22 protein-coding genes are annotated in these 23,655 nt (G+C 67.9%); 16 read left to right on the forward strand and 6 right to left on the reverse strand.

The genetic code is table 11. The features are described from left to right. Nucleotides 1-197: FAD-binding protein (locus tag ABGB08_RS34520; protein WP_347599168.1), on the forward strand; the 197-nt coding region annotated here is incomplete at its 5' end. A 68-nt stretch (nt 198-265) separates the two neighbouring features. Here the strand turns inward: ABGB08_RS34520 and ABGB08_RS34525 are convergent. Next, nucleotides 266-1,444, reverse strand: coding sequence for an MFS transporter (locus ABGB08_RS34525; RefSeq protein WP_347599171.1), 1,179 nt, complete (start codon nt 1,442-1,444; stop codon nt 266-268). Nucleotides 1,445-1,643: 199 nt separating this feature from the next. Between ABGB08_RS34525 and ABGB08_RS34530 the strand changes: the two genes are divergently transcribed. Continuing rightward, nucleotides 1,644-1,892 carry a hypothetical protein gene (locus tag ABGB08_RS34530; RefSeq protein WP_347599174.1) on the forward strand — a complete coding sequence of 83 codons (249 nt, stop codon included), beginning with the start codon at nt 1,644-1,646 and terminating at the stop codon, nt 1,890-1,892. Nucleotides 1,893-2,029: 137 nt separating this feature from the next. Here the strand turns inward: ABGB08_RS34530 and ABGB08_RS34535 are convergent, their stop codons facing one another. Both ABGB08_RS34535 and ABGB08_RS34540 read right to left on the reverse strand, forming a co-directional pair. Continuing rightward, nucleotides 2,030-2,548 (reverse strand): TetR/AcrR family transcriptional regulator, encoded by a 519-nt coding sequence (locus ABGB08_RS34535; protein ID WP_347599177.1) that lies wholly within the window; start codon nt 2,546-2,548, stop codon nt 2,030-2,032. Nucleotides 2,549-2,589: 41 nt separating this feature from the next. Next, on the reverse strand, nt 2,590-3,744 hold the full coding sequence (locus ABGB08_RS34540) for a cysteine desulfurase family protein (protein WP_347599180.1): 1,155 nt from the start codon (nt 3,742-3,744) through the stop codon (nt 2,590-2,592). A 227-nt stretch (nt 3,745-3,971) separates the two neighbouring features. Between ABGB08_RS34540 and ABGB08_RS34545 the strand changes: the two genes are divergently transcribed. Continuing rightward, nucleotides 3,972-4,094, forward strand: coding sequence for a hypothetical protein (locus ABGB08_RS34545; RefSeq protein ID WP_347599183.1), 123 nt, complete (start codon nt 3,972-3,974; stop codon nt 4,092-4,094). A 486-nt stretch (nt 4,095-4,580) separates the two neighbouring features. Here ABGB08_RS34545 and ABGB08_RS34550 read toward each other — a convergent pair whose 3' ends face one another. Further along, nucleotides 4,581-5,609, reverse strand: a complete 1,029-nt coding sequence (locus ABGB08_RS34550) for a DUF695 domain-containing protein (protein ID WP_347599186.1) — start codon at nt 5,607-5,609, stop codon at nt 4,581-4,583. A 153-nt stretch (nt 5,610-5,762) separates the two neighbouring features. Between ABGB08_RS34550 and mnmA the strand changes: the two genes are divergently transcribed. Beyond that, a complete protein-coding gene (mnmA, locus tag ABGB08_RS34555) occupies nt 5,763-6,839 on the forward strand; it encodes a tRNA 2-thiouridine(34) synthase MnmA (protein ID WP_347599189.1) in 1,077 nt (358 codons plus the stop codon). 52 nt (nt 6,840-6,891) lie between these two features. Here the strand turns inward: mnmA and ABGB08_RS34560 are convergent, their stop codons facing one another. Further along, nucleotides 6,892-7,521 carry an MBL fold metallo-hydrolase gene (locus tag ABGB08_RS34560; protein ID WP_347599192.1) on the reverse strand — a complete coding sequence of 210 codons (630 nt, stop codon included), beginning with the start codon at nt 7,519-7,521 and terminating at the stop codon, nt 6,892-6,894. Nucleotides 7,522-7,540: 19 nt separating this feature from the next. Between ABGB08_RS34560 and ABGB08_RS34565 the strand changes: the two genes are divergently transcribed. From ABGB08_RS34565 to ABGB08_RS34580, 4 genes are all read left to right on the forward strand, one after another. Then, entirely contained in the window at nt 7,541-8,542 is a 1,002-nt protein-coding gene (locus ABGB08_RS34565; RefSeq protein ID WP_347599195.1) for a methionine synthase, read from the forward strand. A gap of 63 nt (nt 8,543-8,605) precedes the next feature. Then, a complete protein-coding gene (locus ABGB08_RS34570; protein WP_347599198.1) occupies nt 8,606-9,013 on the forward strand; it encodes a hypothetical protein in 408 nt (135 codons plus the stop codon). A 126-nt stretch (nt 9,014-9,139) separates the two neighbouring features. Further along, entirely contained in the window at nt 9,140-11,335 is a 2,196-nt protein-coding gene (ligA, locus tag ABGB08_RS34575; protein WP_347599201.1) for an NAD-dependent DNA ligase LigA, read from the forward strand. 391 nt (nt 11,336-11,726) lie between these two features. Next, the gene (locus ABGB08_RS34580; RefSeq protein ID WP_347599204.1) at nt 11,727-13,589 is read left to right on the forward strand and encodes a fibronectin type III domain-containing protein; all 1,863 of its coding nucleotides are present in this window, start codon (nt 11,727-11,729) and stop codon (nt 13,587-13,589) included. Nucleotides 13,590-13,682: 93 nt separating this feature from the next. Here ABGB08_RS34580 and ABGB08_RS34585 read toward each other — a convergent pair whose 3' ends face one another. After that, complete coding sequence (locus tag ABGB08_RS34585; RefSeq protein WP_347599207.1) at nt 13,683-15,068, reverse strand: glycoside hydrolase family 6 protein; 1,386 nt, start codon at nt 15,066-15,068, stop codon at nt 13,683-13,685. Between the two features lie 325 nt (nt 15,069-15,393). Between ABGB08_RS34585 and ABGB08_RS34590 the strand changes: the two genes are divergently transcribed. The 8 genes from ABGB08_RS34590 (at nt 15,394) to ABGB08_RS34625 (ending at nt 23,642) form a co-directional block, all read left to right on the forward strand. Then, a complete protein-coding gene (locus ABGB08_RS34590; protein ID WP_347599210.1) occupies nt 15,394-17,457 on the forward strand; it encodes an EAL domain-containing protein in 2,064 nt (687 codons plus the stop codon). Between the two features lie 83 nt (nt 17,458-17,540). Continuing rightward, entirely contained in the window at nt 17,541-17,840 is a 300-nt protein-coding gene (gatC, locus tag ABGB08_RS34595) for an Asp-tRNA(Asn)/Glu-tRNA(Gln) amidotransferase subunit GatC (RefSeq protein WP_155349692.1), read from the forward strand. Continuing rightward, nucleotides 17,837-19,327, forward strand: a complete 1,491-nt coding sequence (gatA, locus tag ABGB08_RS34600; RefSeq protein WP_347599214.1) for an Asp-tRNA(Asn)/Glu-tRNA(Gln) amidotransferase subunit GatA — start codon at nt 17,837-17,839, stop codon at nt 19,325-19,327. Before gatC ends, gatA begins: the two co-directional genes overlap by 4 nt. Nucleotides 19,328-19,338: 11 nt before the next feature. Next, complete coding sequence (gatB, locus tag ABGB08_RS34605; RefSeq protein ID WP_347599380.1) at nt 19,339-20,826, forward strand: Asp-tRNA(Asn)/Glu-tRNA(Gln) amidotransferase subunit GatB; 1,488 nt, start codon at nt 19,339-19,341, stop codon at nt 20,824-20,826. Nucleotides 20,827-20,933: 107 nt separating this feature from the next. Then, nucleotides 20,934-21,413: an NUDIX hydrolase gene (locus ABGB08_RS34610; protein ID WP_347599216.1), complete on the forward strand. Its 480-nt coding sequence runs from the start codon at nt 20,934-20,936 to the stop codon at nt 21,411-21,413. 134 nt (nt 21,414-21,547) lie between these two features. Further along, nucleotides 21,548-21,955 carry a YciI family protein gene (locus ABGB08_RS34615; RefSeq protein ID WP_347599383.1) on the forward strand — a complete coding sequence of 136 codons (408 nt, stop codon included), beginning with the start codon at nt 21,548-21,550 and terminating at the stop codon, nt 21,953-21,955. Then, nucleotides 21,952-23,097, forward strand: coding sequence for a DUF6596 domain-containing protein (locus tag ABGB08_RS34620; protein ID WP_347599219.1), 1,146 nt, complete (start codon nt 21,952-21,954; stop codon nt 23,095-23,097). Before ABGB08_RS34615 ends, ABGB08_RS34620 begins: the two co-directional genes overlap by 4 nt. Before the next feature lie 200 nt (nt 23,098-23,297). After that, complete coding sequence (locus ABGB08_RS34625) at nt 23,298-23,642, forward strand: hypothetical protein (RefSeq protein WP_347599222.1); 345 nt, start codon at nt 23,298-23,300, stop codon at nt 23,640-23,642. Nucleotides 23,643-23,655: the final 13 nt, after the last annotated feature.

A 23,655-nucleotide genomic window follows, 5' to 3' on the forward strand; every position in this document is an offset into this window, starting at 1 on the left:
TGTCCCCGCAGTTGTACATCGCGGCGGGTATCTCCGGGGCGATTCAGCACCGGGCGGGCATGCAGACCTCGAAGACCATCGTGGTCATCAACAAGGATCCCGAGGCTCCCATCTTCGAAATCGCCGATTTCGGCATCGTCGGCGACCTCAACCAGGTGGTTCCCCAGCTCACCGAGGAAATCGCGAAGCGCAAATAGCCTGTTAACGGCGATGGCGCCGCTCCGGGTCGGAGCGGCGCCATTTCCTTTGTCCGGCGCTTGTTCGGTCATGCCGCGATCGGGACGCGTTCGTCGGCCGGTTCGATTCCGGCCGTACGGGATCGGGGGAGGAAGCGGGCGGCCACGGCGATGAGCACGCCGAGGACGACGGCGGTGACCATGGCCAGCCGGAGGGAGGTCGCGCCGGAGAGGAAGCCGACCAGGACCGGGCCCAGGAGGAGTCCGGCGTAGCCCATCGCGCCGGTCTGGGCGATGGCGGGGCCGGGGGTGGCGGATGCCGTACCGGCCAGGGACAGGGCCATGGGGGAGATCATCGCTACGGCGATGCCGACGAAGAGCATGCCGGCCACCGCCGCCACGGGGGAGGCGACCAGGATGACCGCGCCGTAGGTGGCCGCGGTGGCGAGGCCGGAGAAGGCGATCAGGCCGGGGGCACCGAACCGGAGGCGGAGCCGGTCGCCGGAGAGGCGGCCGAGGAGCATGCCGCCTTCGAAGATGGGATATCCGAGCGCGGCCAGGGCTTCCGGGGCGTTGAGCGCGTCCCGGAGGTAGAGGCCGTTCCAGTCGGCGACGACGCCTTCCACCATGAACGCGCCGAATGTGATGGCGCCCAGGAGGTAGACGACACCGGGCAGGCGCTGCCGGGTTCCGGCCTCCGCCGTGCGGATACGGTCGTTCAGGTAGAAACGGCTCAGCACCATCGAGGCCGGGAGCGAGATGAGGGCGATCAGCAGGATGTGCGCGGTGAGCGACAGTCCGGCGGCGATCGCGGCGGTGCCCAGCAAACCGGCGGAGATGGCGCCCACGCACCATCCGGCGTGCATTCCGCTCAACAGCGGCCGACCGGCACGGCGTTCGACCGCGGAGCCCTGGGCGCTCATGGCCACATCCACGGCCCCGAACGCCATCCCGAAGACGACGGAAGCCACCACGAGCACCGGAACCGACCAGGCGAACGCGACCAGAGCCAGCGTTCCCGCGCAAAGCGGCGCGGAGACGCCCAGAACACCCCGGCTGCCGACGCGGCCCATGATCCCGCGCATCGCCTGCATGGTCACCAGGGCACCAAGCCCCCAGGCAAGCAAGACGATCCCGACCTCCGCCTCGGACATGCCGAGTTTGTCGGTCAGCGCCGGAATCCGGACGGTGTACGTCCCACACATGACTCCAGCCAGGACAAAGGTGAGGATCGCCCCTAACCGAGCAGTCCTCAGGGCGCGCGTCATTACAAGCTCCTTTCATGATCGGCCGAGAGCTCGGCCGCGAAATTGTGGTAGGAATGCGGATATGCGCTGCCAGCGCGTGTTTAGGTCGACTAATTCATAAGAAATTCGTGAATTGGACTAGTGTGGCGGCATGGCGATTTCAAAGTTTCGCGCCTGAGTGGTTTGCCCGGATTCGCCATCGAGGTAGAAGGAGGGCTCAATGTCGGCGGATTCTGGTGACTCCCAGCAGGTGCCGCCGAGCGGGCCTTACTACGGCGAGCAAGCTCCCATGATCGGCCCCGACGGCGGTATCGTGCTCGACGAACACGGCAACCCTGTCATGCGGCCGGTCCATCCATCCTCAGCTGCGACATATCCCCCAGGGACCATCCGACAGATCCGCCACGACGACTACGGGAATATCGGCGAATATGTCCGGCTCCCGCCACAGCGACCAGGGCGCACCTGACCATCCGGCCCTCGAAATTTCGTGATATTGGTCGGGTCGTGTAGCGAGCCGACCAATATGCGTCGGGTGGAGGGTCATCGAGTCTGATGGTGAGCGGAGGACGACTGGTGGCTGCTTTCCCAGGGCTCTTTGGGGAGCTAATGCACGAGGGAGAGAAGGCGCTCGCGGAGGCCGGGGAAGTCGCCTTGGTGGGGGCGGCCAGGGTCGAAGATCGTGGGGCATTGGGTGGCGGCTTCCCAGACGCCTTCGCATGCCAGCCGGACGATCCGTGACAGGACCGGGTCCGGCTCGGTGGCCAGATCGTGGGTGTGCCAGCGGGCCATGGCCTCGCGGAGCGGCACCAGCAGGGCGGGGTCGCCCGCGGCTCCGGTGGCGACGGCCCAGCGCCTGAGCCGGCCGCTCTGGACGGCGACGAAGGTGGCTCGCACGTATGCCCGGGTGTAGCAGGTTTCGTCCTGGGCCGCGACGAGCGCGTCGAAGTCCGCGATGAGCCGGTCGATCATGCCCGCGACCAGGGCGTCCTTGGTCTTGAAGTGGTAGAGCAGCCCACCCTTGCTGACCCCGGCACGCTCGGCGACCGCGGCGAGGGTGAGCGCCTGAACGCCGTGGTCGGCCAGCAGGCCTTCCGCAGCGTCAAGTAGCTCGTCCCTTTTCATGCCCTTTACTGTACCGTCTGGACGGTTAAGTCACAAATTCATTAGGTGAGGCCTGCGCGGCGGGCGCGCTCCACCACCACGGCGATGACGTCGGCCACGCGGTCGACATCGGACTGGGTGGAGGTGTGGCCGAGGGAGAAACGCAGCGAGCCGCGTGCCCGGGTGGTGTCCTGGTCCATGGCGAGCAGGACATGGGACGGCTGGGCCACCCCCGCCGAGCAGGCCGAGCCGGTGGAGCATTCGATGCCCTTGGCGTCCAGGAGCATGAGCAGGGCGTCGCCTTCGCAGCCCGGGAAGGTGAAGTGAGCGTTGCCGGGGAGGCGGTCGATCGGGTCGCCGTTGAGGATGACGTCGGGGACCGCCTGCCGTACCCGACTGACCAGGTCGTCGCGGAGTGCGGCCAGGCGCGGGGCCTGCTCGGGGCGGCGGTCCACCGAGGCCTGTACGGCTGCCGCGAAACCGGCGATAGCGGGTGCGTCAAGGGTGCCAGAACGGACATCACGCTCCTGGCCGCCGCCATGGAGCACCGGCACCGGATCGACGCCACGCGCCAGCAACAGCGCGCCGACCCCCATCGGGCCGCCGACCTTGTGCCCGGAAATGGTCATCGCGTCCACCCCGGACTCGGCGAAGTTCACCGGCAGCTGAGCGATTGCCTGGACCGCGTCCGTATGGAGGGGAATGCCGTGCGCGTGCGCGATCGCCGCCAGCTCCGGCACCGCCTGAATCGTGCCCACCTCGTTGTTGGCCCACATCACGCTGACCAGGGCGACATCATCGGGATTGGCGTCAATTGCCGCCCGCAGCGTGTTCGGATGCACCCGCCCCTGCGCGTCCACAGGCAACAACTCGACAACCGCCCCCTGGTTGTCGGCCAGCCAGTGCGCCGGATCCAGCGCCGCATGATGCTCCACCGCACTGATCAGAATCCGAGGCCGCTTCCGCGCCCAGAACAACCCCTTAATCGCAAGATTGTCCGCCTCGGTCCCTCCCGAAGTGAAAACCACCTCACTGGGTCGGGCCCCCAACGCGCAAGCAATCGTCTCTCTTGACTCCTCCACCACCCGTCGAGTCCGCCGCCCCGCCGCATGCAACGACGAAGCATTCCCCACCTGGTTCAACTCGGCCACCATGGCGCCGATCGCCTCAGGCAGCATCGGCGTCGTCGCAGCATGATCCAGGTACGCGGTCCCCACGACCCCTCCGTCCAAAACGCACAACCAATCAAGCGTACTGTGACCCGGTCCCTACGTCCGAGCCGGGCAGAAGGCGCGGACCCGCACCGCCCTGGTCGATTGGACCACTGACCTGATGATTCAGGCTCGAACTGGCCCTGGTCACCCGGCCTCTTGCCGGGCTTTCATGGGCGTGGAAGCATCACGGGGCAGGCGAAGACGACTGCCTCGACTATCAGGGGAACTCCATGCCGAACCTCGGGCCAACTGAGTTACTGATCATCATCCTGGCCATCGCGTTCGTCGTCGCAGTCATCGCCGGTGTCGTGTTCGTACTAAGACTCGCGATGCGCGGCAAGAAGGGGCAGTAGTCGAACAGGACTAGGTTCGCCCGGCTGTTCACGGTCGTCATGGAGCATCGCGGTGATACCCGGCATCGCCACGATCCCGGCCCACGCAGCCACCGCGATCGCAAATGAACGTCTCGTTTACTGAGATGTCGGCGATTAACACCAGCCGCCTAGAAGGACGGGATGATCTACGACGGTCCGGATTTCAAGATCTGGGCGGTCGCCACTGATTCCGGTGGCACTGCAGTCACCACCCGCGCGTACAACGAATGGCCTGACGGCTCGTATGCCCACTTGCGAACTGTAATCGTTAACTAGCTGGTCAGACCCTGCCCTGGCTCATCCTTGCGGTCGCCGTCGGGGTGCCTATGGCATGCAACCGGCCCACCGCTCCGCACCAGCCCGTACCGCCAGGAAAGGGATACCCGGCGCCAGCCACGACGTCCTCGGTACGGCACTCCCTTGCCCGGCACTGACGAAGGGGAGAACCCCGTCAGGTCACGGGAATTAGGTCAAGAAGTGGGCTACGGCTGACCAGGATGGGTCGTCGTTGATCGTGATGCGGGGGCGGCCTTCGGGCCAGGTGAGGGTTTTGAAGGTGGGGGCGGTGTTGGCGGTGGGGTTGGCGTAGATGTGGTAGGTGCGGGTGTTTTCGGTGGTGAGGTGGGCGGCTAGGACGGCGTTCTTGGTGAGGGTGGTGGTGAGTTGGGCTTCGAAGGTGGTGAGGGTGGTGAGGGTTTCGGGGGTGGGGAGGCCGTCGGGGTCGCTGGCGCGGTAGGGGACGGTGATGGCGATGTGCTGGTCGAAGAGGGGGTAGTCGACAGGGCGGAGAGGGTAGCGGGCGGTGGCTTTGAGGGGTTTGCCGGTGCCGGTCTGGCCTTCCATGAGGATCCAGCGGTCGGCGGGGAAACTTTGGGCGACGTCCGCGACCACACCGGGGAGGTGGATGGCGGGGATGGCGTCGATGGGCTCGAATTCGGAGGCGACGATGTCGCCGATCCAGCGGGCTACCTCGTCTTCGCCAAGAAGCCAGTCGAGCGCGAGCAGCGTGGTCTCCATCCGCGTCTCATCATCGATGTCCTGAAATATCGGGTGGTATGCGGAAACGTTCACCCGGGGCGTACCAGGCGGAACCCGCACCCCCAGCACGAACCGATCCATGCCGAACTGATGTCCGCCCACATCGATGGTCAGACCGAGCGCCTGCGGATTGGCCTGCCGCGACGGATGGAACTCCCACCGCTCGTCGGCAGCGGGCCCCGCCAGCGCCCACCGATGCGCGAACGACCGCAACTCCGGATTACCCGCCGCGCTCACCACCAGCGCGTGCCGCGCCGCGAGCCCCGGCGCGACCTCCCAGATCAGCGACGCGTCCAGCGCGGTCACCGCGGGCCCGACCAGCTCGGCCAGTTCCCCCGCCTCACCCGCGTCCACCAGCACGTCCACCCGAGGCCGAGCCTCGTCCCACCAGGTCCAGAAGGCAGCGATCAACGCACCCGGATCCACCGGCTCGCTCTTGCGCCCGAACAGTCGCATGGGCAGCAATCATCCCAGCCAAACCATCCCCCTGCCAACGCACCCCCCGACCACCCGGATCCCCAACCCACGAGGCGTCGTGATCCGTGGGATTGCCGGCGGACGGAAAACCCCGGCGAGTGACTCCGGTGGGGGCGGTAACCTCGAATTGTTATGGGAACCTTGCGTGTGCTCGCTGCCATGTCGGGCGGCGTTGATTCAGCGGTCGCGGCGGCCAGGATCGCCGAGGCGGGTCACGATGTGACCGGCGTTCATCTCGCGCTGTCCGCCAACCCCCAGTCGTACCGGACCGGAGCCCGCGGCTGCTGCACGGTCGAGGACTCCCGCGACGCCCGCCGCGCCGCCGACGTGATCGGCATCCCGTTCTACATCTGGGACATGGCCGAGCGTTTCCATCGTGACGTCGTCGAGGACTTCGTCAGCGAGTACGCCGTCGGCCGTACCCCCAACCCGTGCCTGCGCTGCAACGAGAAGATCAAGTTCGAGGCCGTCCTGGACCGGGCGCTGGCCCTCGGGTTCGACGCCGTCGCCACTGGCCACCACGCCCGCCTGGCGGACGGTGTTCTGCACCGTTCCCCCGACCAGGGCAAGGACCAGTCGTATGTGCTGGGCGTGCTCACCCGCAAGCAGCTCAGCCACGCCATTTTCCCGCTCGGTGACTCCACCAAGGCCCAGGTCCGCGAGGAGGCCGCCCGCCGCGGCCTCACCGTCGCCGACAAGCCGGACAGCCACGACATCTGTTTCATCGCCGACGGCGACACCCGCGCCTTCCTCGCCGACCGCCTCGGCTCCGCCGAGGGCCCGATCGTCGACGCGCTGACCGGCGAGACCGTCGGCACCCACCCCGGTGCGTACGGCTACACGATCGGCCAGCGCAAGGGCCTGCACCTCAACCGCCCTGCCTCCGACGGCAAGCCCCGCTACGTCCTGTCCATCGAGCCCGTCTCGAACACGGTCACGGTCGGCCCCCGCACGTCCCTCCAGGTCACCTCCATCACGTGCGACAACCCCCTCTGGAACGGCCCGGCAGACCCGCCCGCCACGCCGTTCGCCTGCCACGTCCAGCTCCGCGCCCACGGCGAGGTCTACCCGTGCCAGGCCCAGCTCTCCGGCGACCAGCTCAACATCCACCTGACCACCCCCGCCACCGGCGTCGCGCCAGGCCAGGCCGCCGTCCTCTACACCGGCGACATGGTCATCGGCTCGGCCACCATCTCGTCCGCCTCCTGATACGCCCGGCTTCACCGCCTGCTCCACCCGGGACTCAGCGCGTCCTCGCAGGTCAGATCTCGACGGAGTCGCCGACCGGGATGCGGCGCATGTCGGCTTTTTGTTTCTCGGCTTCTTTGGTCAGCCAGGTGTCGATCAGGAGCTGGCCGTACTCGTTGACGAGGCCGTCGTGGGTGGAGTAGGCGCGGGCCGGCCGGATGGCGCGGAGATATTCGATCATTTCGTAGGCCTTGAGCCAGGGAGCGTTGGTGGGGACGAGGAGGGTGGGAACGTCCACGCCCGGGGGCGTCAGTGCGTCGCCGGGGTAGAAGACCTCCTCGTCGACGAAGAAGCCGACATTCTGGACGATCGGCAGGTCGGGGTGGTTGGGTGCGTGCCATTCGCCGATGGTTTTGACCGTGAAACCCGCCGTCTCGAAGCTGTCGCCGTCGCGGACGACGTGGATTTTGGCGGGGATGTCGGTGAGCTGGTCCGCCACCGCCTGGCAGGTCCAGATTTCCAGGTCGGGGGAGGCGCCGCGGAGCACGGTGACGTCCAGGTGGTCGAAGTGCTCGTGCGTGATCAGGACAGCCTTGGCGTTGTCGAGAAGGCCCGGCCCGCTGAAGGAGCCGGGGTCGATGACGAGGGTGGAGCCGTCCTTCTCCAGGTGCCAGCAGGCGTGACCGAACTTGGTGAGCTTCATAAGTCATAAGCTAGAACCTGTGAGTGACAATCCCTGGAACGAAGGCTCGGCGACGGGGGTCGGGTCGCATCCAGGCGAAGATGTCCTGGTTGCGCTGAAGACCGTGTTCGACGAGCTGCCAGTGCCGTACCTGCCGGAGCTGCCCGGCCGGGGAGTCGGCGCGGATGTGATCGGGCGGACGGCGTCGCTGCTGGTCGAGCTGCCCGTCGAGGTGCAGCCGTCGGGGTGGCGGTTCAGCGATCGGCCCGGCCGGGATTTCAAGCGCGCTCGCGATCACCTGCTGCGCGACCTGGACATGCTGGAAGAGGTGTCGCAGGGGTATTCGGGGCCGTTCAAGATCCAGGTGTGCGGGCCGTGGACGCTCGCGGGGAGCATCGAACTGCGGCATGGCGACAAGACCCTCGCCGACAAGGGGGCGGTGCGGGATCTCGTCGATTCGCTCGCGGACGGGCTCGCCGCCCACGTGGCGGACGTCCGGAAGCGGGTTCCGGGGGCCGAACTGATCGTCCAGGTGGACGAGCCGGGGCTGCCCGGGGTGCTGGCGGGAAACGTGCCGACCGCGTCCGGATTCGGGCGGGTGGCAGCCGTGGAGGCCTCCAATGCCGCGGACCGGCTCGGACGGGTGCTCTCGGTCGCCGACTTCCCGATCGTGCACTGTTGCGCGCCGCACGTGCCTTTCTCCGTTCTGCGTACGGCCGGCGCCCGCGGAATCTCGTTCGACACCGCCCTGATGAGACGCACGGACGAGGACGAGATCGGTGCCGCGATCGAAGCGGGAACCGCCTTATTACTTGGCGTGGTCCCGGGCGTGGACACCCGCCTGCCCGCGGTGGACGCGGTCGCGAAACCCGCGGTCGAGCTGTGGCGACGGCTCGGGTTCCGGCCGGAGACGCTGGCCCGGCAGGTCGTGCTCACGCCCAGCTGCGGGCTGGCCGGAGCGTCGCCGGCTTACGCGAAGGCCGCGTTGATCCGCTGCCGGGAAGCGGCGCGCGTGCTGCGTGAGGATCCAGAGGCCGAGTAGCCGGCCGCAAGCCGTCTGCAAGCGGGTGCCCGTATCTCTTGATTCGCAGCGAAGGAGAGATACATGCGCGCACTCGTCAGCGCCGGGGTCGCCGCCGCGACTCTGGTGGGAGTTCTGGCCTCCCCGGCGAACGCTTCCGATACGTGGCATTGGGGACCCACGTACTCCACGGACGGCAAGGCCAAGGTGACCAGCGGGAAGATCGTGACCAGGCCGGGGGGCCTCAGGGTCACCGGCAGGCTGTACGACGGGTCCGGTTCCGGGCCTTGTTCCTGGATTCGGTTCAGATACCTCACGGACAACGGCAAGAAGGTCTACAAGAGCTACAAGAACTGTTCGGCCGGTTATCGGAAGATCACGATGAACACCGGATTCGTCCTGTCCATCGAGGCCAAGGTGTGCCGGGGCACCGCAGTGAAGATCACCGGTAAGTGCTCCGCCTATGAGGGGGTCTGGGCACAGGGCGGGTGAGAGCGAGGGGCCGTGCCCGCCGTCCTCGGGGCACGGCCCCTTCGTCAAGGTCCGGTCTTGGGAGGGGCGAATGTCGGTGCCCGGCGATACCGTTCTCCTGGGATTGGATGAGGAGGGGAGACGCGCATGACGTCGCCTGAAGGTGTGTCCGGGGAGCTGTCCGAGCGCCGCGGGCGGCATGCGGAGTTGACCGAGCTGGTCGAGCAGGCCAACTGGCGTTACCACGTGCTCGACTCGCCCACCGTCAGCGACGCGCAATATGACGCGTGGATGCGGGAACTGCGGGCGATCGAGGAGGAGTTCCCCGAACTGCGCACGCCGGATTCGCCGACGCAGAAGATCGGCGCGCCGATCTCCACGGATTTCGCCGCGGTCACCCATCTGCAGCGGATGGAGAGCCTGGACAACGCGTTCAACGCGGCGGACCTGGCCGCGTGGCAGGCGCGGGCGGAGCGGCTGGCCGAAATCGATCCCGGGCCCTACCTGTGCGAGTTGAAGATCGACGGGCTGGCCATCGCGCTTGTCTACGAGAAGGGGCGGCTGGTGCGGGCCGCCACCCGGGGGGATGGGCGCACCGGGGAGGACGTGACGCCCAACGTGCGCACGGTCCGGGGCGTGCCCGATCGGCTCTCCGGGGATGATGTGCCCGACCTGGTCGAGGTCAGAGGCGAGGTGTTCCTGCCGGTCGCGGGCTTCGAGAAGCTCAACGAGCAGATCATGGACGCGGGGCGGCAGCCGTTCGCCAATCCCCGGAACGCGGCGGCGGGGTCGCTCCGGCAGAAGGATCCGCGGATCACCGCCCAGCGGCCGCTGCGGATGATCGTGCACGGGGTCGGGAAGTGGGAGGGCGCCGCGCCCCCCAAGACCCAGTCGGAGATGTATGACCGGTTGCGGTCGTTCGGGTTGCCGGTCAGCGATCTGTATCGGGTGGTTCCCGGGCTGACCGAGGTGCAGGAGTTCATCGATTACTACAACGAGCATCGGCATGACCCGGCGTATGAGATCGACGGCGTCGTGGTGAAGGTCGACCGCATCGACGTGCAGCGGCAGCTCGGGTCGACCAGCAAGGCGCCCCGGTGGGCGATCGCGTACAAGTATCCGCCGGAAGAGGTCACCACCAAGCTGCGCGACATCCAGGTCGGAATCGGCCGGACGGGGCGGGTCACGCCGTACGGGGTGATGGAACCTGTGGTCGTGGCGGGGTCCACGGTCGAGCGGGCGACGTTGCACAACGGTTCGGAAGTGGTCAGGAAGGGTGTGCTGATCGGGGACACGATCGTGCTCCGCAAGGCGGGCGACGTGATTCCGGAGATCGTCGGGCCGGTTTCCGATCTGCGGGACGGCACCGAGCGGGCGTTCGTGATGCCGACCCACTGTCCCGAGTGCGGCACCGAACTCGCGTACGAGCGGGAGGGCGACGCCGACCTGCGCTGCCCCAACACCCGCGCCTGCCCCGCCCAGCTGCGCGAACGTATCTTCTTCGCGGCCGGCCGCAACGCCTTCGACATCGAGGGCCTGGGTTACGTCGCGGCGACCGCGCTCACCCAGCCGCTGCCCCCGCAGGAGCCCCCCGTCCGCACCGAGGCAGACCTGTTCGATCTCACCATGGACCGGCTGCTCCCCATCAGGTCGATCGTCCGCGACCAGGACACCGGTCTGCCCAAAACCGATCCGGAAACCGGCGAGCAGAAGGTGGTCTCCTTCTTCGCGACCATCGCCGGGGCCCCCAGCAAGAACGCCGAGAAGATGCTGGAACAGCTGGAGCTGGCCAAGGCGCAGCCGATCTGGCGGGTCCTGGTGGCGCTGTCCATCCGCCACATCGGCCCACCCACCGCCCGCGCCCTGGCTGACGAATTCCGTTCTATCGACGCCATCGCCGCCGCCTCGGAAGAGGAACTCGCCGCCGTGGAAGGCATCGGCCCCCGGGTGGCCGCCGCCATCAAGGACTGGTTCGCCGTCGACTGGCACAGCGACATCATCAAGCGCTGGAAAGAGGCGGGCGTCCGCATGGAGGACGAACCCCCCACCGACCAGGGCCCCCAAACCCTGGAGGGCCTCACCTTCGTCGTCACCGGCACCCTCACCGCCTACACCCGAGACGAAGCCTCCGCCGCCATCACCACCCGAGGCGGCAAAGTAACCAACTCCGTCTCCAAAAAGACCTCCTTCTTGATCGCCGGCGAAAACGCAGGCTCCAAACACGACAAGGCCACCAAACTCAACGTCCCCATCCTCGACGAGGAGGGCTTCACCACCCTCCTGACCGAGGGCCCCGAGACGGTCTCACCCAAAGCAGCCTCGGCGGAAGACCAGCAGCAATGAACTGATCGCGGCGTGAAAAAACAGTCACGGCTGCCAGGTTCCTTCAATATTTTGGTCAGTGACTGCTGTAGTTGATGGTGAGGATTTGCCGCCAGCTGATGCTTGTCGCCGTCTGGCGACGTCTTGTATGTGTGGATCCCAAGAACAAGGCGACCGCGGCGAGCCTGGTAATGGACTGAGAGGCCAGGCGGGGCGACTTCTCCGTGAAGGTCGGTTAAGAGAGGGCATCCCCATCTCGATGTGATGTCGCCCCTACTTGGGAAGTCGGGCGATATAGAAATGTTGCTTGCCGGGATGTTCGTGGTACTCCAGACTGAATGCCTGCCGCGCCTTTGACCGTACCACAGCGGTTTCATTCGAATAAGCATTCCTCGATATCAGAGGGGCATTGATGGGGATCATGAAAAGGGCCTTACTCGGGGCGACCTTCGCCCTGCTCGTGCTTTTCGGCCAGACCGCAGCGCTCAGCACGAGTGCGGTCGCCGCGTCGGGTGAGATTACGGTGAAAGTGCTGGTTCTGGACTTCGATCCGGTCATCGAGGCCCAGGACTCTCGAACCATTCGAGAGATCTACGGCTGGAACGATCCAAGGACGCTGGCGGAGGGCTACGCGGCAGCGGTTGCCGCCAGCAGTCACGGGCGCGTGCGCTACGAGATCGTGAGCTGGAGCACACTGGACACTTTCCCCAAGAAGGTAGACGGGTTCCAGTACACCGACAGCACCTATCTGGACGCCTGGGACAATCACACTCCACACCAGCCGGACGAGACCGATTACCCGGCCATGCTGCAGGACTATGGCGCGGTAGCGGCGATCAACTCGGGGCTCGTCGACGAGATCTGGATCTTCGGCGGACCCTACTTCGGCGGGACCTGGGAGTCCGCCATGGCCGGGCCTGGCGCTTTCTTCATCAACGGCGGTGTTTATCCGCAGGTGCCGACCGATCACGCGTTCGCCATAATGGGATTCAACTACGAGCGGCAGGTGGCCGAGATGCTGCACGATCTCTGCCACCGCACTGAGAACAGTGTCAAACATTTCTACGGCGGCTGGAACCAAACGAACCCGGTCACGAACTGGGACCGGTTCGCGGCGGTCGCGTACAAGACCGGCGGCCAGGCGGGGGTCGGTGACTGCCATTTCCCGCCGAACGGTCGGCAGGATTACGACTACGGCAACACGACCCGGGTGAAGAGCACCGCGGAAGACTGGCTCGACTACCCGTCGCTCACCGGGAAGCAGCGGAACGTCTCCGCGGCGAGTTGGCGGTCCTCCGGGGATGACCAGCTCGATTACATGAGGTGGTGGTTCCGGCATTTGCCGTACCAGTCGGGTGTCAACCCGGATGGGCGTCTGAACAACTGGTGGCTTTACGCATTCGCTTTCGTGGATCCCACGGGGAGCAGCTCCGACGCGCCCTCCGCCCCCGAGGACGCCGTCGCGACCGCCACCAGCAGCACCCGTATCAAGCTAACCTGGACCGACACGTCCAACAACGAGACCGGATTCCGCGTCAGTGACGGCGACAACACCTGGACCACGCCCGCCAACAAGGAGACTTTCACTTATAGCGGCCTCGCTCCGGGCACGTACAAATGTTTCTCCGTGCAGGCGTACAACGCGGCCGGCGAATCTGCCTGGGCGCCCGCCGCCCCGCCGTACTGGACCTGCACCACGACACCTGGGACGGCTCCAGGAAGCCCGAGCGCGCCTACGAACGCCGTCGCCACCGCTACCAGCAGCTCACGTATCGAGCTGACCTGGACCGACACGTCCGATAACGAGACCGGATTCCGCGTCAGTGACGGCGACAACACCTGGACCACGCCCGCCAACATGGAGATCTTCTCCTACAGCGGCCTCGCTCCGGGCACCTACAAATGCTTCTCCGTGCAGTCCTACAATGCCGCTGGCAGTTCGGCTTGGGCGCCTCCCGCTCCCGTCTACTGGACCTGTACCACGACGCCCGAGACGACGCCCGGGCACCCGAATGCCCCGGAGAACGTGGTCGCCACCGCCACCAGCAGCACCCGTATCAAGGTGACCTGGACCGACACGTCCGACAACGAGACCGGATTCCGCGTGACTGACGGCGACAACACCTGGATCACCCCCGCCAATACGAAATCCTTTGTTCAATACGGCCTCAATCCAGACACCTACAAGTGCTACAGGGTCCAGTCCTACAGCGCCGAGGGCACTTCGGCTTGGGCACCCCCCGACTGGACCTGCACGACAACCCCTGGGGTGTAATGCGGCCAAAGGCCACCCGGCGCCGAGTTGGTGGCGGGGCCGGGTGGCCTCTGGGGGCGGTCGCGCTCAGGCGTACCAGCCGCGGGAGGGACGTCAGGTGGAGGTGCAGGTGAGGGTGGGAACGGAGTTGGTGCCGTTATGGGTGCCGTTGAAGCCGAATGAGGTGCTGGCGTTGACGGCCAGGTTGCCGTTGTAGTTGAGGTTGTTGACGGTGACGTTGCCACCGCTGATGGTGTGCTGCCCCTGCCAGAGCTGGCTGATGCCCTGACCATTGGTGAAGGTCCAGCGGACGGTCCAGGCGGTGGTGGCGACGGAGCCGCTGTTGCGGACGGTCACGGTCGCGCCGAAGCCGTTGTTCCACTGGTTGGTGATGGCGTAGGTCGCGGTGCAGGCCTTACCGCCGGTCGGTGAAGGCGACGGAGACGGGGACGGCGAGGGAGAACGCGACGGGGAGGGCGACGGGGACGGAGAAGGTGAGGGGGAGCGGGACGGTGAGGGCGAGGGGGTGTTGGTGGGCGGCGGGGCGGCGATGGCCAGGTCGTAGGCGCGCTGCGGGACGAACTGCCCGGCGCCCGCGATGCAGCCGTCGGCCTCACCGGGCAGCTTGATCCAGAGGAAGGCGTCGATCGCCGAGTCCCCCGTCATGTTGGTGCTCCACGTGCCGGTCGCGCGGCCCGCGGGGTCGCACCACTCGCTGCCGAGCGGCCCGTTGCCGTTGCGGCTGGTGTCGATGACGGCCTTGAGGCGGCTGATGCCGGTGGCCTGGATGATCGCCTTGGCGTACGCGATCTCGGTGCTGCTGGAGCGGTAGTTGGAGACGTTGACCGAGATGCCGTCGGCGCTGTTGGCGATGTCGGCGGCGACGAGCCGGTTGGCGGCCTCGCCCGCGCCGAGCCAGGCCGAGTGGCCGATGTCGAAGTAGACCTTGGCGGCGGCGGAACCGGCCTTGAGCTTCTTGCCGGCGTAGGCCATGGAGGCCCGGGTCTCGGCCTGCTGGGCGCTGCTCTGGCAGTTGGTCATGATCGGCAGCACGTCGGGTTCGAGGATGATCGACGCGGGCCGTCCGGCCAGGCCCGCCGCGATCTCGTCGATCCAGGCGCGGTAGGCGGTGTGGTTGGGCGCGCCGCCGGTGGAGGCGCCGCTGCAGTCCCGGTTCGGGATGTTGTAGACCACCATGATGGGGATCTTGCCGGCCGACGCGGCCGCGCCGACGTAGGTGCTGACCTCGTTCCGTACCGTGGAGGTGTTGGTGGTGGTGAACCAGCGCCCCTGCGGGACCGCGGCGATCCGGTCGCGGATCACGGCGGTCTTGCTGTCGTTCGGGTTGGCGGCCACCCAGCGCGCCGCGTTCGTCTGGGGGTCGACGTAGAACACCGAGTCCGCGGCATTCGCCGCGGAGCCGGTGAGCACGGCGGCACCCATCCCGAGTGCGGTGGCCGCGGCGATTGCGGCCACCGTCAGGGGCCCTTTACGAAACATGAGGTCTCCGTCCCTGCGGAGTGGGAGCGCTCCCACTAATCTGCAGAGATCTAATCACCAGATCGTAGGGACTAGAAGCCCCAGAGCAATATGGCTGGAGGTCCAACTTGAAACCCCCTGGCAACGCGCTCGAAACAGGTATCCGGCCATCTGAAACTTTCACCCCCAAGTGCCCAGATGCCGAGAAGCCACGAAATATCCAGTAACGGAACGTGCCCAACCGGTTTCGCGAAGTGGCCCAGAGGCCGTACCCTCCCATAGTGACCTCTTGGGGGGTTTCTTGCCGATGACAGCAATTGCGCGCCATCTCTCGCCATGCCATGAGATGACGGATCCGGCCGACACGCGGGACACCGGACCGCGCCTCGGCTCACCCCTGTGGATGTACTTCACCGCGGTGATCACGATCGGTCTCACGGCGCTGGTCGTCGCGCAGATCCGGCTGGGCTTGGGCGAGCTCACCCAGCTCGCGGGGACCGCGCTGTTCTGGATCCTGGTCGTGCTGGTGGTCCTGGGCGAGCTGCGCCCGGTCATGGTCAGCTCGTCCGCGATCGTCGGCGGCACGCCCACCTCGACGCTGTTCACCTTCGCCGTCCTCATGCACCACGGCCTGTCCGCGGCCGTGCTGGTGCAGGCGGTCGCGGTGGTCGTCAGCGGCCTGGTCCATCGCCGCTCCTGGCATCGCATCGCCTTCAACATCGCCCAGATAACCCTGGCCTGTACGGCTTCCGCCGTCGTCTTCGGCGCGTTCGGCATCCATCCGCGCCCCCTCGACACCTGGACCCCCGAGGGCGCCGACATGCCGTCCATCGCGCTGGCGGGGCTCGCGTACTTCACGGTGCGGGGGCTGCTCGTCTGCAGCGCGGTCGCCCTGCACGAACGCAAATCGCTTATCCGGGTGATCAAGGCCTCAATCGGCCCGCAAGCCCTCGTCTACGGCGCGCTGCTCGGCCTGGCTCCACTCGTGGTGGTCGTGATGGAACACTCCACCGGCCTGGTGCCCCTGTTCGTGGCCCCGCTGGCGGCCGTCTACTTCACCGCCACGCTCTCCATGCGCCGTGACCACCAGGCCATGCACGACAGCCTGACCGGCCTGCCCAACCGCAAGATGCTGATCCTGCGCACCGAGGAAGCCCTGGTCGAGGCCAGGGAGCACGAGCGGGTCGGCCTCTTCCTGCTCGACCTCGACCGGTTCAAGGAGGTCAACGACACCCTCGGCCACCCGGTCGGCGACCTGCTGCTCCAGATCGTCGCGCATCGCCTCACCCACAGCGTGCGCCCCGGCGACGTGGTCGCCCGCCTCGGCGGCGACGAGTTCGCGGTGCTGCTGCCCTCCATCCGCGACGGCCACGCCGCCAAAGAGGTCGCCTCCCGCCTGCGGGTCGCGCTCACCGAGCCGGTACGCCTGGAGGGCATGACCTTCGACCTGGACGCGTCCATCGGCATCGCGCTCTACCCCGATCACGCGCCCGACTTCGAACTGCTGCTCCAGCGTTCGGACGTGGCGATGTACATGGCCAAGGAAGGCCGTACCGGGGTGGAGTTCTACGTGGCCGAGCGGGACCGGAACTCGCCGGAGCGCCTGAGCCTGCTCGGCGATCTGCGCCGGGCGATCGACCGGGACGAGCTGGACCTGCACTACCAGCCGAAGGTCTCGCTGGAGGACGGCCAGGTCGAGGGCGTCGAGGCGCTGCTGCGCTGGTGGCACCCGGTGCGCGGCCCGATCTCGCCGGTGGAGTTCATCCCGCTGGCCGAGCAGTCCTACCTGATGCGCGAGCTCACCCAGCACGTCATCGACAAGGCCCTCGACCAGGCGGCCCGCTGGTGGCACGACGGCCTGCCGGTGCCCGTCTCGGTCAACGTCTCCGCCCGCGACCTGCTCGACTCCGGGCTTCCCGACCAGCTCTCGGCCGGTCTGGCCCGGCTGGCGCTCCCGCCGAACGCCATCCACCTGGAGGTCACCGAACGCATCCTGATGACCGACCAGGCCTACTCCGCCGACACCATCCGCACCCTGGCCGCCCTCGGCGTCCCGCTGGCCCTGGACGATTTCGGCACGGGCTACTCCACGCTGGTACGGCTCCAGCGCCTCCAGGTCGACGAAGTCAAGATAGACGCCTCTTTTGTGCGAAAAATCGGTGAATCGCCGGATGACGAGAGGATCGTGCGGTCGATCATCGACCTGGTGCGCTCGCTCGGCCTGCGCGCGGTCGCCGAAGGGGTCGAATCCGCGGAGATCGCCGCCCAGCTTCGGGCCATGGGCTGTGACGCGGGCCAAGGCTGGTGGCTCGCCGAACCGATGCCCGCCACCGAAGCGGGCGTCTGGCTCCGCGCCCGGCTGCGGCTGCCCCTTCACAACTCCGAACTGGCAATGGACAGCTCAGCCTGAGCGAAAGCGAGAAGCGAGTGCCTGAGCCGCGCCCCTAGGATGGCTGTTGTCCACACGTCCATTCAGAAACGGGTTCGAGACTCATGTCCGCCATAACCCGCGATGAGGTCGCTCACCTCGCCCGGCTGTCCCGGCTGGCGCTGGCCGACGAGGAACTCGACCACTTCGCCGCCCAGCTCGACCAGATCGTCGGCGCGGTCGCCCGCGTCGCCGAGGTCGCCGCCGACGACATCCCGCCGTCCTCGCACGCGCTCCCGCTCACCAACGTGTTCCGTCCCGACGAGGTGCGGCCCAGCCTGACGCCGCAGCAGGCGCTGTCCGGCGCGCCGGCCGTCGAGGACGATCGTTTCCGGGTGCCCAGGATCCTCGGGGAGGAAGCGTGAGCCTCATCCACCGCACGGCGGCGGAGCTCGGCCGGTTGATCGCCACCGGGGAGGCCTCGGCCGTCGAGGTCGCCCAGGCCCACCTGGACCGGATCGCCGAGGTCGAGCCCAAGGTCCACGCGTTCCTGCACGTCGACCCCAACGCGGTGCTCGCCCAGGCGCGCGCGGTGGACGGGCGGCGGGCGGCCGGGGAGCCCCTCGGGCCGCTGGCCGGGGTGCCGATCGCGCACAAGGACGTGTTCACCACCGCCGACATGCCGACCACGGCGGGATCCAAGATCCTCGAAGGCTGGCGCCCGCCGTATGACGCGACGGTGACCCGGCGGCTGCGCGAAGCCGGTCTGGTCATTCTCGGGAAGACCAACCTGGACGAGTTCGCGATGGGCTCCTCCACCGAGAACTCCGCTTACGGGCCGACCCATAACCCGTGGGATCTGACCAGGATTCCCGGAGGATCGTCCGGCGGCGCGTCCGCGTCGGTGGCGGCCTACGAGGCGCCGCTGAGCACCGGGACCGACACGGGCGGGTCGATCCGGCAGCCCGCCGCCGTGACCGGCATCGTGGGCATGAAGCCGACATATGGTGGCTCGTCCAGGTATGGGCTGATCGCGTTCGCGTCCTCGCTGGACACGCCCGGGCCGTTCGCCCGTAATGTCCTGGACGCGGCTCTGCTGCACGAGGTCTTCTCCGGACATGATCCGATGGACTCCACCTCGATCGCCCAGCCCGTGCCTCCCGTGGTCGAGGCGGCCCGGCAGGCGTCGGTGGAAGGGCTGCGCGTCGGCGTGGTCAAGGAGTTCGGCGGCGACGGCTACCAGCCCGGCGTGCTGGCCCGCTTCCAGGAGGCCGTCGACCTGCTGGAATCGCTCGGCGCCAAGGTCGTCGAGGTGTCCTGCCCGTCGTTCGCGTACGCGCTGCCGGCGTACTACCTGATCGCGCCTTCCGAGTGCTCCTCCAACCTGGCCCGCTTCGACGCCATGCGTTACGGGCTCCGGGTGGGCGACGACGGCACGCGCAGCGCCGAGGAGGTCATGGCGCTGACCCGGGCCGCCGGATTCGGCCCCGAGGTCAAGCGGCGGATCATGCTGGGGACGTACGCGCTGTCCAGCGGCTACTACGACGCCTACTACGGCTCGGCCCAGAAGGTGCGCACGCTCATCTCGCGCGACTTCGACGCCGCGTTCCACCAGGTGGACGTGCTCGTCTCGCCGACCACCCCGACCACGGCGTTCCCGATCGGCGAGCGCGCCGACGACCCGATGGCCATGTACCTCGCCGACCTGTGCACGATCCCGTCCAACCTGGCGGGCAACGCGGCCATCTCCGTGCCCTGCGGCCTCGCCGACGAGGACGGCCTGCCGGTGGGCCTGCAGATCATGGCCCCGGTCCTGGGCGACGACCGCTGCTACCGCGTCGGCGCCGCTGTCGAGAAGGCGTTCGAGGACCGCTGGGGCGGTCCGCTGCTGAAGGAGGCTCCGGCACTGTGACCGAGACGCTGATGCCGTACGACGAGGCGCTGGCGCAGTTCGAGCCGGTGCTCGGTCTGGAGACGCACGTGGAGCTGGGCACCGCGTCGAAGATGTTCTGCGGGTGCCCGACCACCTTCGGCGCGCCGCCGAACACGCACGTCTGCCCGGTCTGCCTGGCGCTGCCCGGCTCGCTGCCGACGGCCAACGAGGCCGCGATCGAGTCCACGATCCGGATCGGGCTGGCGCTGAACTGCTCGATCGCCGGCTGGTGCAGGTTCGCGCGGAAGAACTACTTCTACCCGGACATGCCGAAGAACTACCAGATCAGTCAGTATGACGAGCCGTTGTGCTTTGACGGGTATCTGGATGTCGAGGTGGACGGGAAGACGGTCCGGATCGAGATCGAGCGGGTGCACCTGGAGGAGGACACCGGCAAGTCCACCCATGTGGGGGGCGCGACCGGGCGGATCCAGGGCGCGGACTACTCGATCGTCGACTACAACCGGGCCGGGATTCCGCTGGTCGAGATCGTGACCAAGCCCATTCCGGGGACGGACCGGCTCGCGCCGGAGGTCGCGCGGGCGTACGCGACCGAGTTGCGTGAGGTCATGCGGTCGCTGGGCGTGTCCGACGTGCGGATGGAGGAAGGGTCGATGCGGTGCGACGTCAACGTCTCGCTGATGCCGCGCGGCTCTTCCGAGTGGGGGACCAGGACCGAGACCAAGAACGTCAACTCGCTGCGCAGCGTCGAGCGGTCGGTTCGCAGCGAGATCGAGCGGCAGGCCGCGATCCTCGCGGACGGCGGGCGGATCGTTCAGGAGACGCGGCACTTCCACGAGGACACCGGCCTGACCACCTCCGGACGCTCCAAGGAGGAGGCACAGGACTACCGCTACTTCCCCGAGCCCGACCTGGTGCCGATCGAGCCCGACCCCGCGTGGGTGGCCCGCCTCAAGGCCGAACTGCCCGAACTTCCGTCGGTACGGCGTCGCCGGCTGCAGGCCGAATGGGGGGTGTCCGACCTGGACATGGCCGCCATGCACAACGCCGACGCGTTCGGCCTGGTCGAGGCGACGGTGGCGGCCGGGGCTCCGGCGGCGGACGCCCGCAAGTGGTGGATGGGCGAGCTGGCCCGCCGCGCCAACGAGGCAGGCACGTCACTGGCCGAACTGCCGATCACGCCCGCCCAGATCGCCCGGGTGACCGAACTGGTCGCCTCGGGCACGCTCAACGACAAGCTCGCCCGGCAGGTGCTGGAGGGTGTGCTGGCCGGAGAGGGCTCCCCTGACGACGTGGTCGCGGCCCGCGGCCTGCAGATCGTCAACGACGACGGCGAACTCTCCACGATCATCGACCAGGTCATCGCCGCCAACGCCGACGCGGCCGACAAAATCCGCGGTGGCAAGATCGCAGCCGTAGGCGCCCTGGTCGGCGGCGTCATGAAGGCCAGCCGCGGCAAAGCCGACGCCAGCCGAGCCCGCCAACTCATCCTCGACAAACTCGGCGTAACGGAGTAACCCAACCTGCTCGCCCCCACGCCGGGGGCGAGCACTGATTTCCCTCGGGCTCGGCCCGCCCCCGTCATCCCCGTGGTCGCCCACTGTGCTGGAGTACCGTCAATGGGGTGGCAGCGCCGTATCTGGAACCCAAAGACTGGTATCCCACCCTTCCGACCGCCTACGTGTCGGCGATTGTCCTGCTCACCGACGACCGCGACCGAGTCCTGCTGGTCAAGCCCAACTACCGGGACTATTGGGCGCTGCCAGGCGGCATCCTCGACCCTGACGAGCAGCCCCATGGGTGCGCCGAGCGCGAGGTCGTCGAGGAGACCGGCCTGAAGATCGAGGCCCGGGCCCTGCTGGTCGTGGACTTCGTGCCGCCGCTGGGTGACCGCCCCAAACCAATGATCAACTTTCTGTTCGATGGCGGCCTTGTCGCTGACCCCGGCCTGATCCGGTTGCAGACCGACGAACTCGACGAATTCGATTTCTTCAGCTGGAAGGAAGCCTCCGCCCGACTGTCCGACCTCACCGCCCCCCGCATGCCCGCCGCCCGCGAAGCTCGCCAGACCGGTCGCACCATCTACCTGCCCGCCACTCGCTAAACGGCCCGTCGCGGTAGGCGGAGTCTGAGAAGTCGCCAGGAAATGTCGCGGTGGCATGTCGAGAACCCGCGCGCGGCTCCGTCCCCGGCAGTGAACACGGCCACAATGGGCCGTACCGCACTAAGGGGAACATGATGGCCAAGTATCTGCTGCTCAAGCACTACCGGGGCGCGCCGGCGGCGGTCAACGACGTACCGATGGACCAGTGGACGCCGGAGGAGCTTTCGGCCCACGTGCAGTACATGCGGGACTTCGCCGCCCGGCTGGAGGGTACGGGCGAGTTCGTCGACGGTCAGGCGCTCCTGCCGGAGGGGACGTTCGTCCGCTACGACGGCGAGGGGCGGCCGCCGGTCACCGACGGCCCGTTCGCGGAGACCAAGGACCTGATCGCCGGCTGGATGGTGATCGACGTCGAGACCTACGAGCGGGCGCTCGAGCTGGCAGGCGAGTTGTCCGCGGCTCCGGGTGCGGGGGGCAAGCCGATCCACGAGTGGCTCGAGGTGCGCCCGTTCATGGCCGAGCACCCCCCGGTGATCGAGTGAACGAGTCGCTGCTGCGGGAGCTGGTGCCCGTGGTGATCGGTGTTCTCGTCCGTCGCGGAGCCGACTTCGCGGCGGCCGAGGATGCCGTGCAGGACGCCCTGGTCGAGGCCGTACGCGGGTGGCCGGACGACCCGCTGCGGGATCCCAAGGGCTGGCTGATCACCGTGGCCTGGCGGAAGTTCCTCGACGCCGCCCGCGCGGAAACCTCGCGACGGCACCGCGAGCTACGCGTCGAGAGCGAGCCCGCGCCGGGTCCGGGCGAGTCGGCCGACGACACGCTCCGGCTGTACTTCCTGTGCGCGCACCCGTCCCTGACGCCGGCTTCGGCCGTCGCGCTCACGCTGCGGGCGGTCGGCGGTCTGACTTCGCGTCAGATCGCGCAGGCCTACCTGGTGCCGGAGGCGACCATGGCCCAGCGGATCAGCAGGGCCAAGCGCACCGTCTCGGGCGTACGGTTCGACCGGCCAGGTGACGTCGCCACGGTGCTGCGCGTGCTCTATCTGGTCTTCAACGAGGGCTACTCCGGCGACCTCGACCTTGCCGCCGAGGCGATCCGGCTCACTCGCCAGCTGGCCGTCATGACCAAGCATGAGGAGGTCGCGGGCCTGCTCGCGCTCATGCTGCTGCACCACGCCCGGCGTACGGCACGGACCGCTCCCGACGGCAGGCTCGTGCCGCTGGCCGAGCAGGACCGCGGCCTGTGGAACACCCGCCTGATCGCCGAGGGGGTCGACGTGCTCCAGGCTGCCCTCGCCCGCGACCGGCTGGGCGAGTTCCAGGCCCAGGCCGCCATCGCCGCGCTCCACGCCGACGCCAGGACGGCCGAGGAGACCGACTGGGTGCAGATCGTCGAGTGGTACGACGAGCTGGTGCGCCTCACCGGCAACCCGGTGGCCCGCCTCAACCGGGCCGTCGCGGTCGGTGCGGCCGACGGCGCGCGGGCCGGTCTGGCCGCGCTGGCTGAGCTCGATCCCGCCCTGCCCCGCTATACCGCCGTCGCGGCGTACCTGCACGAGCGTGACGGCGACCCGGTGACCGCGGCACGCCTCTACGCCGAAGCCGCCCGACAGGCGCCCAGCCTCCCCGAACGCGACCACCTCACGCGACAGGCCGCACGGCTCAACGCGCAACTGCGCAGGTGAGCGGCGGGTGCCAGGCATTCACCGCCCCGATAGCGACGGTCTGCTGTCGGCTGGCCGGACCGCGTCACTTGCCATTCAAGAGGCCGATATCCCGTGCACCTCGCTCCTGACCAGCGATCACCGCAAGCGGAAGACCAGCTGCAAAGCTGGTACCAGAACACGCCGAACTGCGGCGACAGTACTGGTGGTCGGTGTGCAACATGCAGGTCGAGTTGCGCCGCAAGTTCGGTCTCGGCGCACCGGACAGCCGTTGGATCAACGTCGGCGAGATCAGCGCCGAAGGTGACGGCGCCGGTGGTGGCGGCAACGGGTGGGTGATCCTCAGCGGCCACGACGCCGACGGCGCCGCGGGTATCAACGGCCCGATGAATCGGTGGTACGGCGGCATGGTGCACGAGCTGGGGCACGCGTTCGGCTTGCCCGACGCCACCTCCACCGACGGAACGTGCATGTCGGCAACCTTCTACAGCTACCCGAACTGCACCTTCAGCCAGGCACAGAAGAACAGCATCCTCAACGGCCGCTACGGCAGCTTCCGCTCCTGATCGGCGACGGGCG

Source organism: Acrocarpospora sp. B8E8 (assembly GCF_039871605.1).
Classification (GTDB): Bacteria; Actinomycetota; Actinomycetes; order Streptosporangiales; family Streptosporangiaceae; genus Acrocarpospora; species Acrocarpospora macrocephala.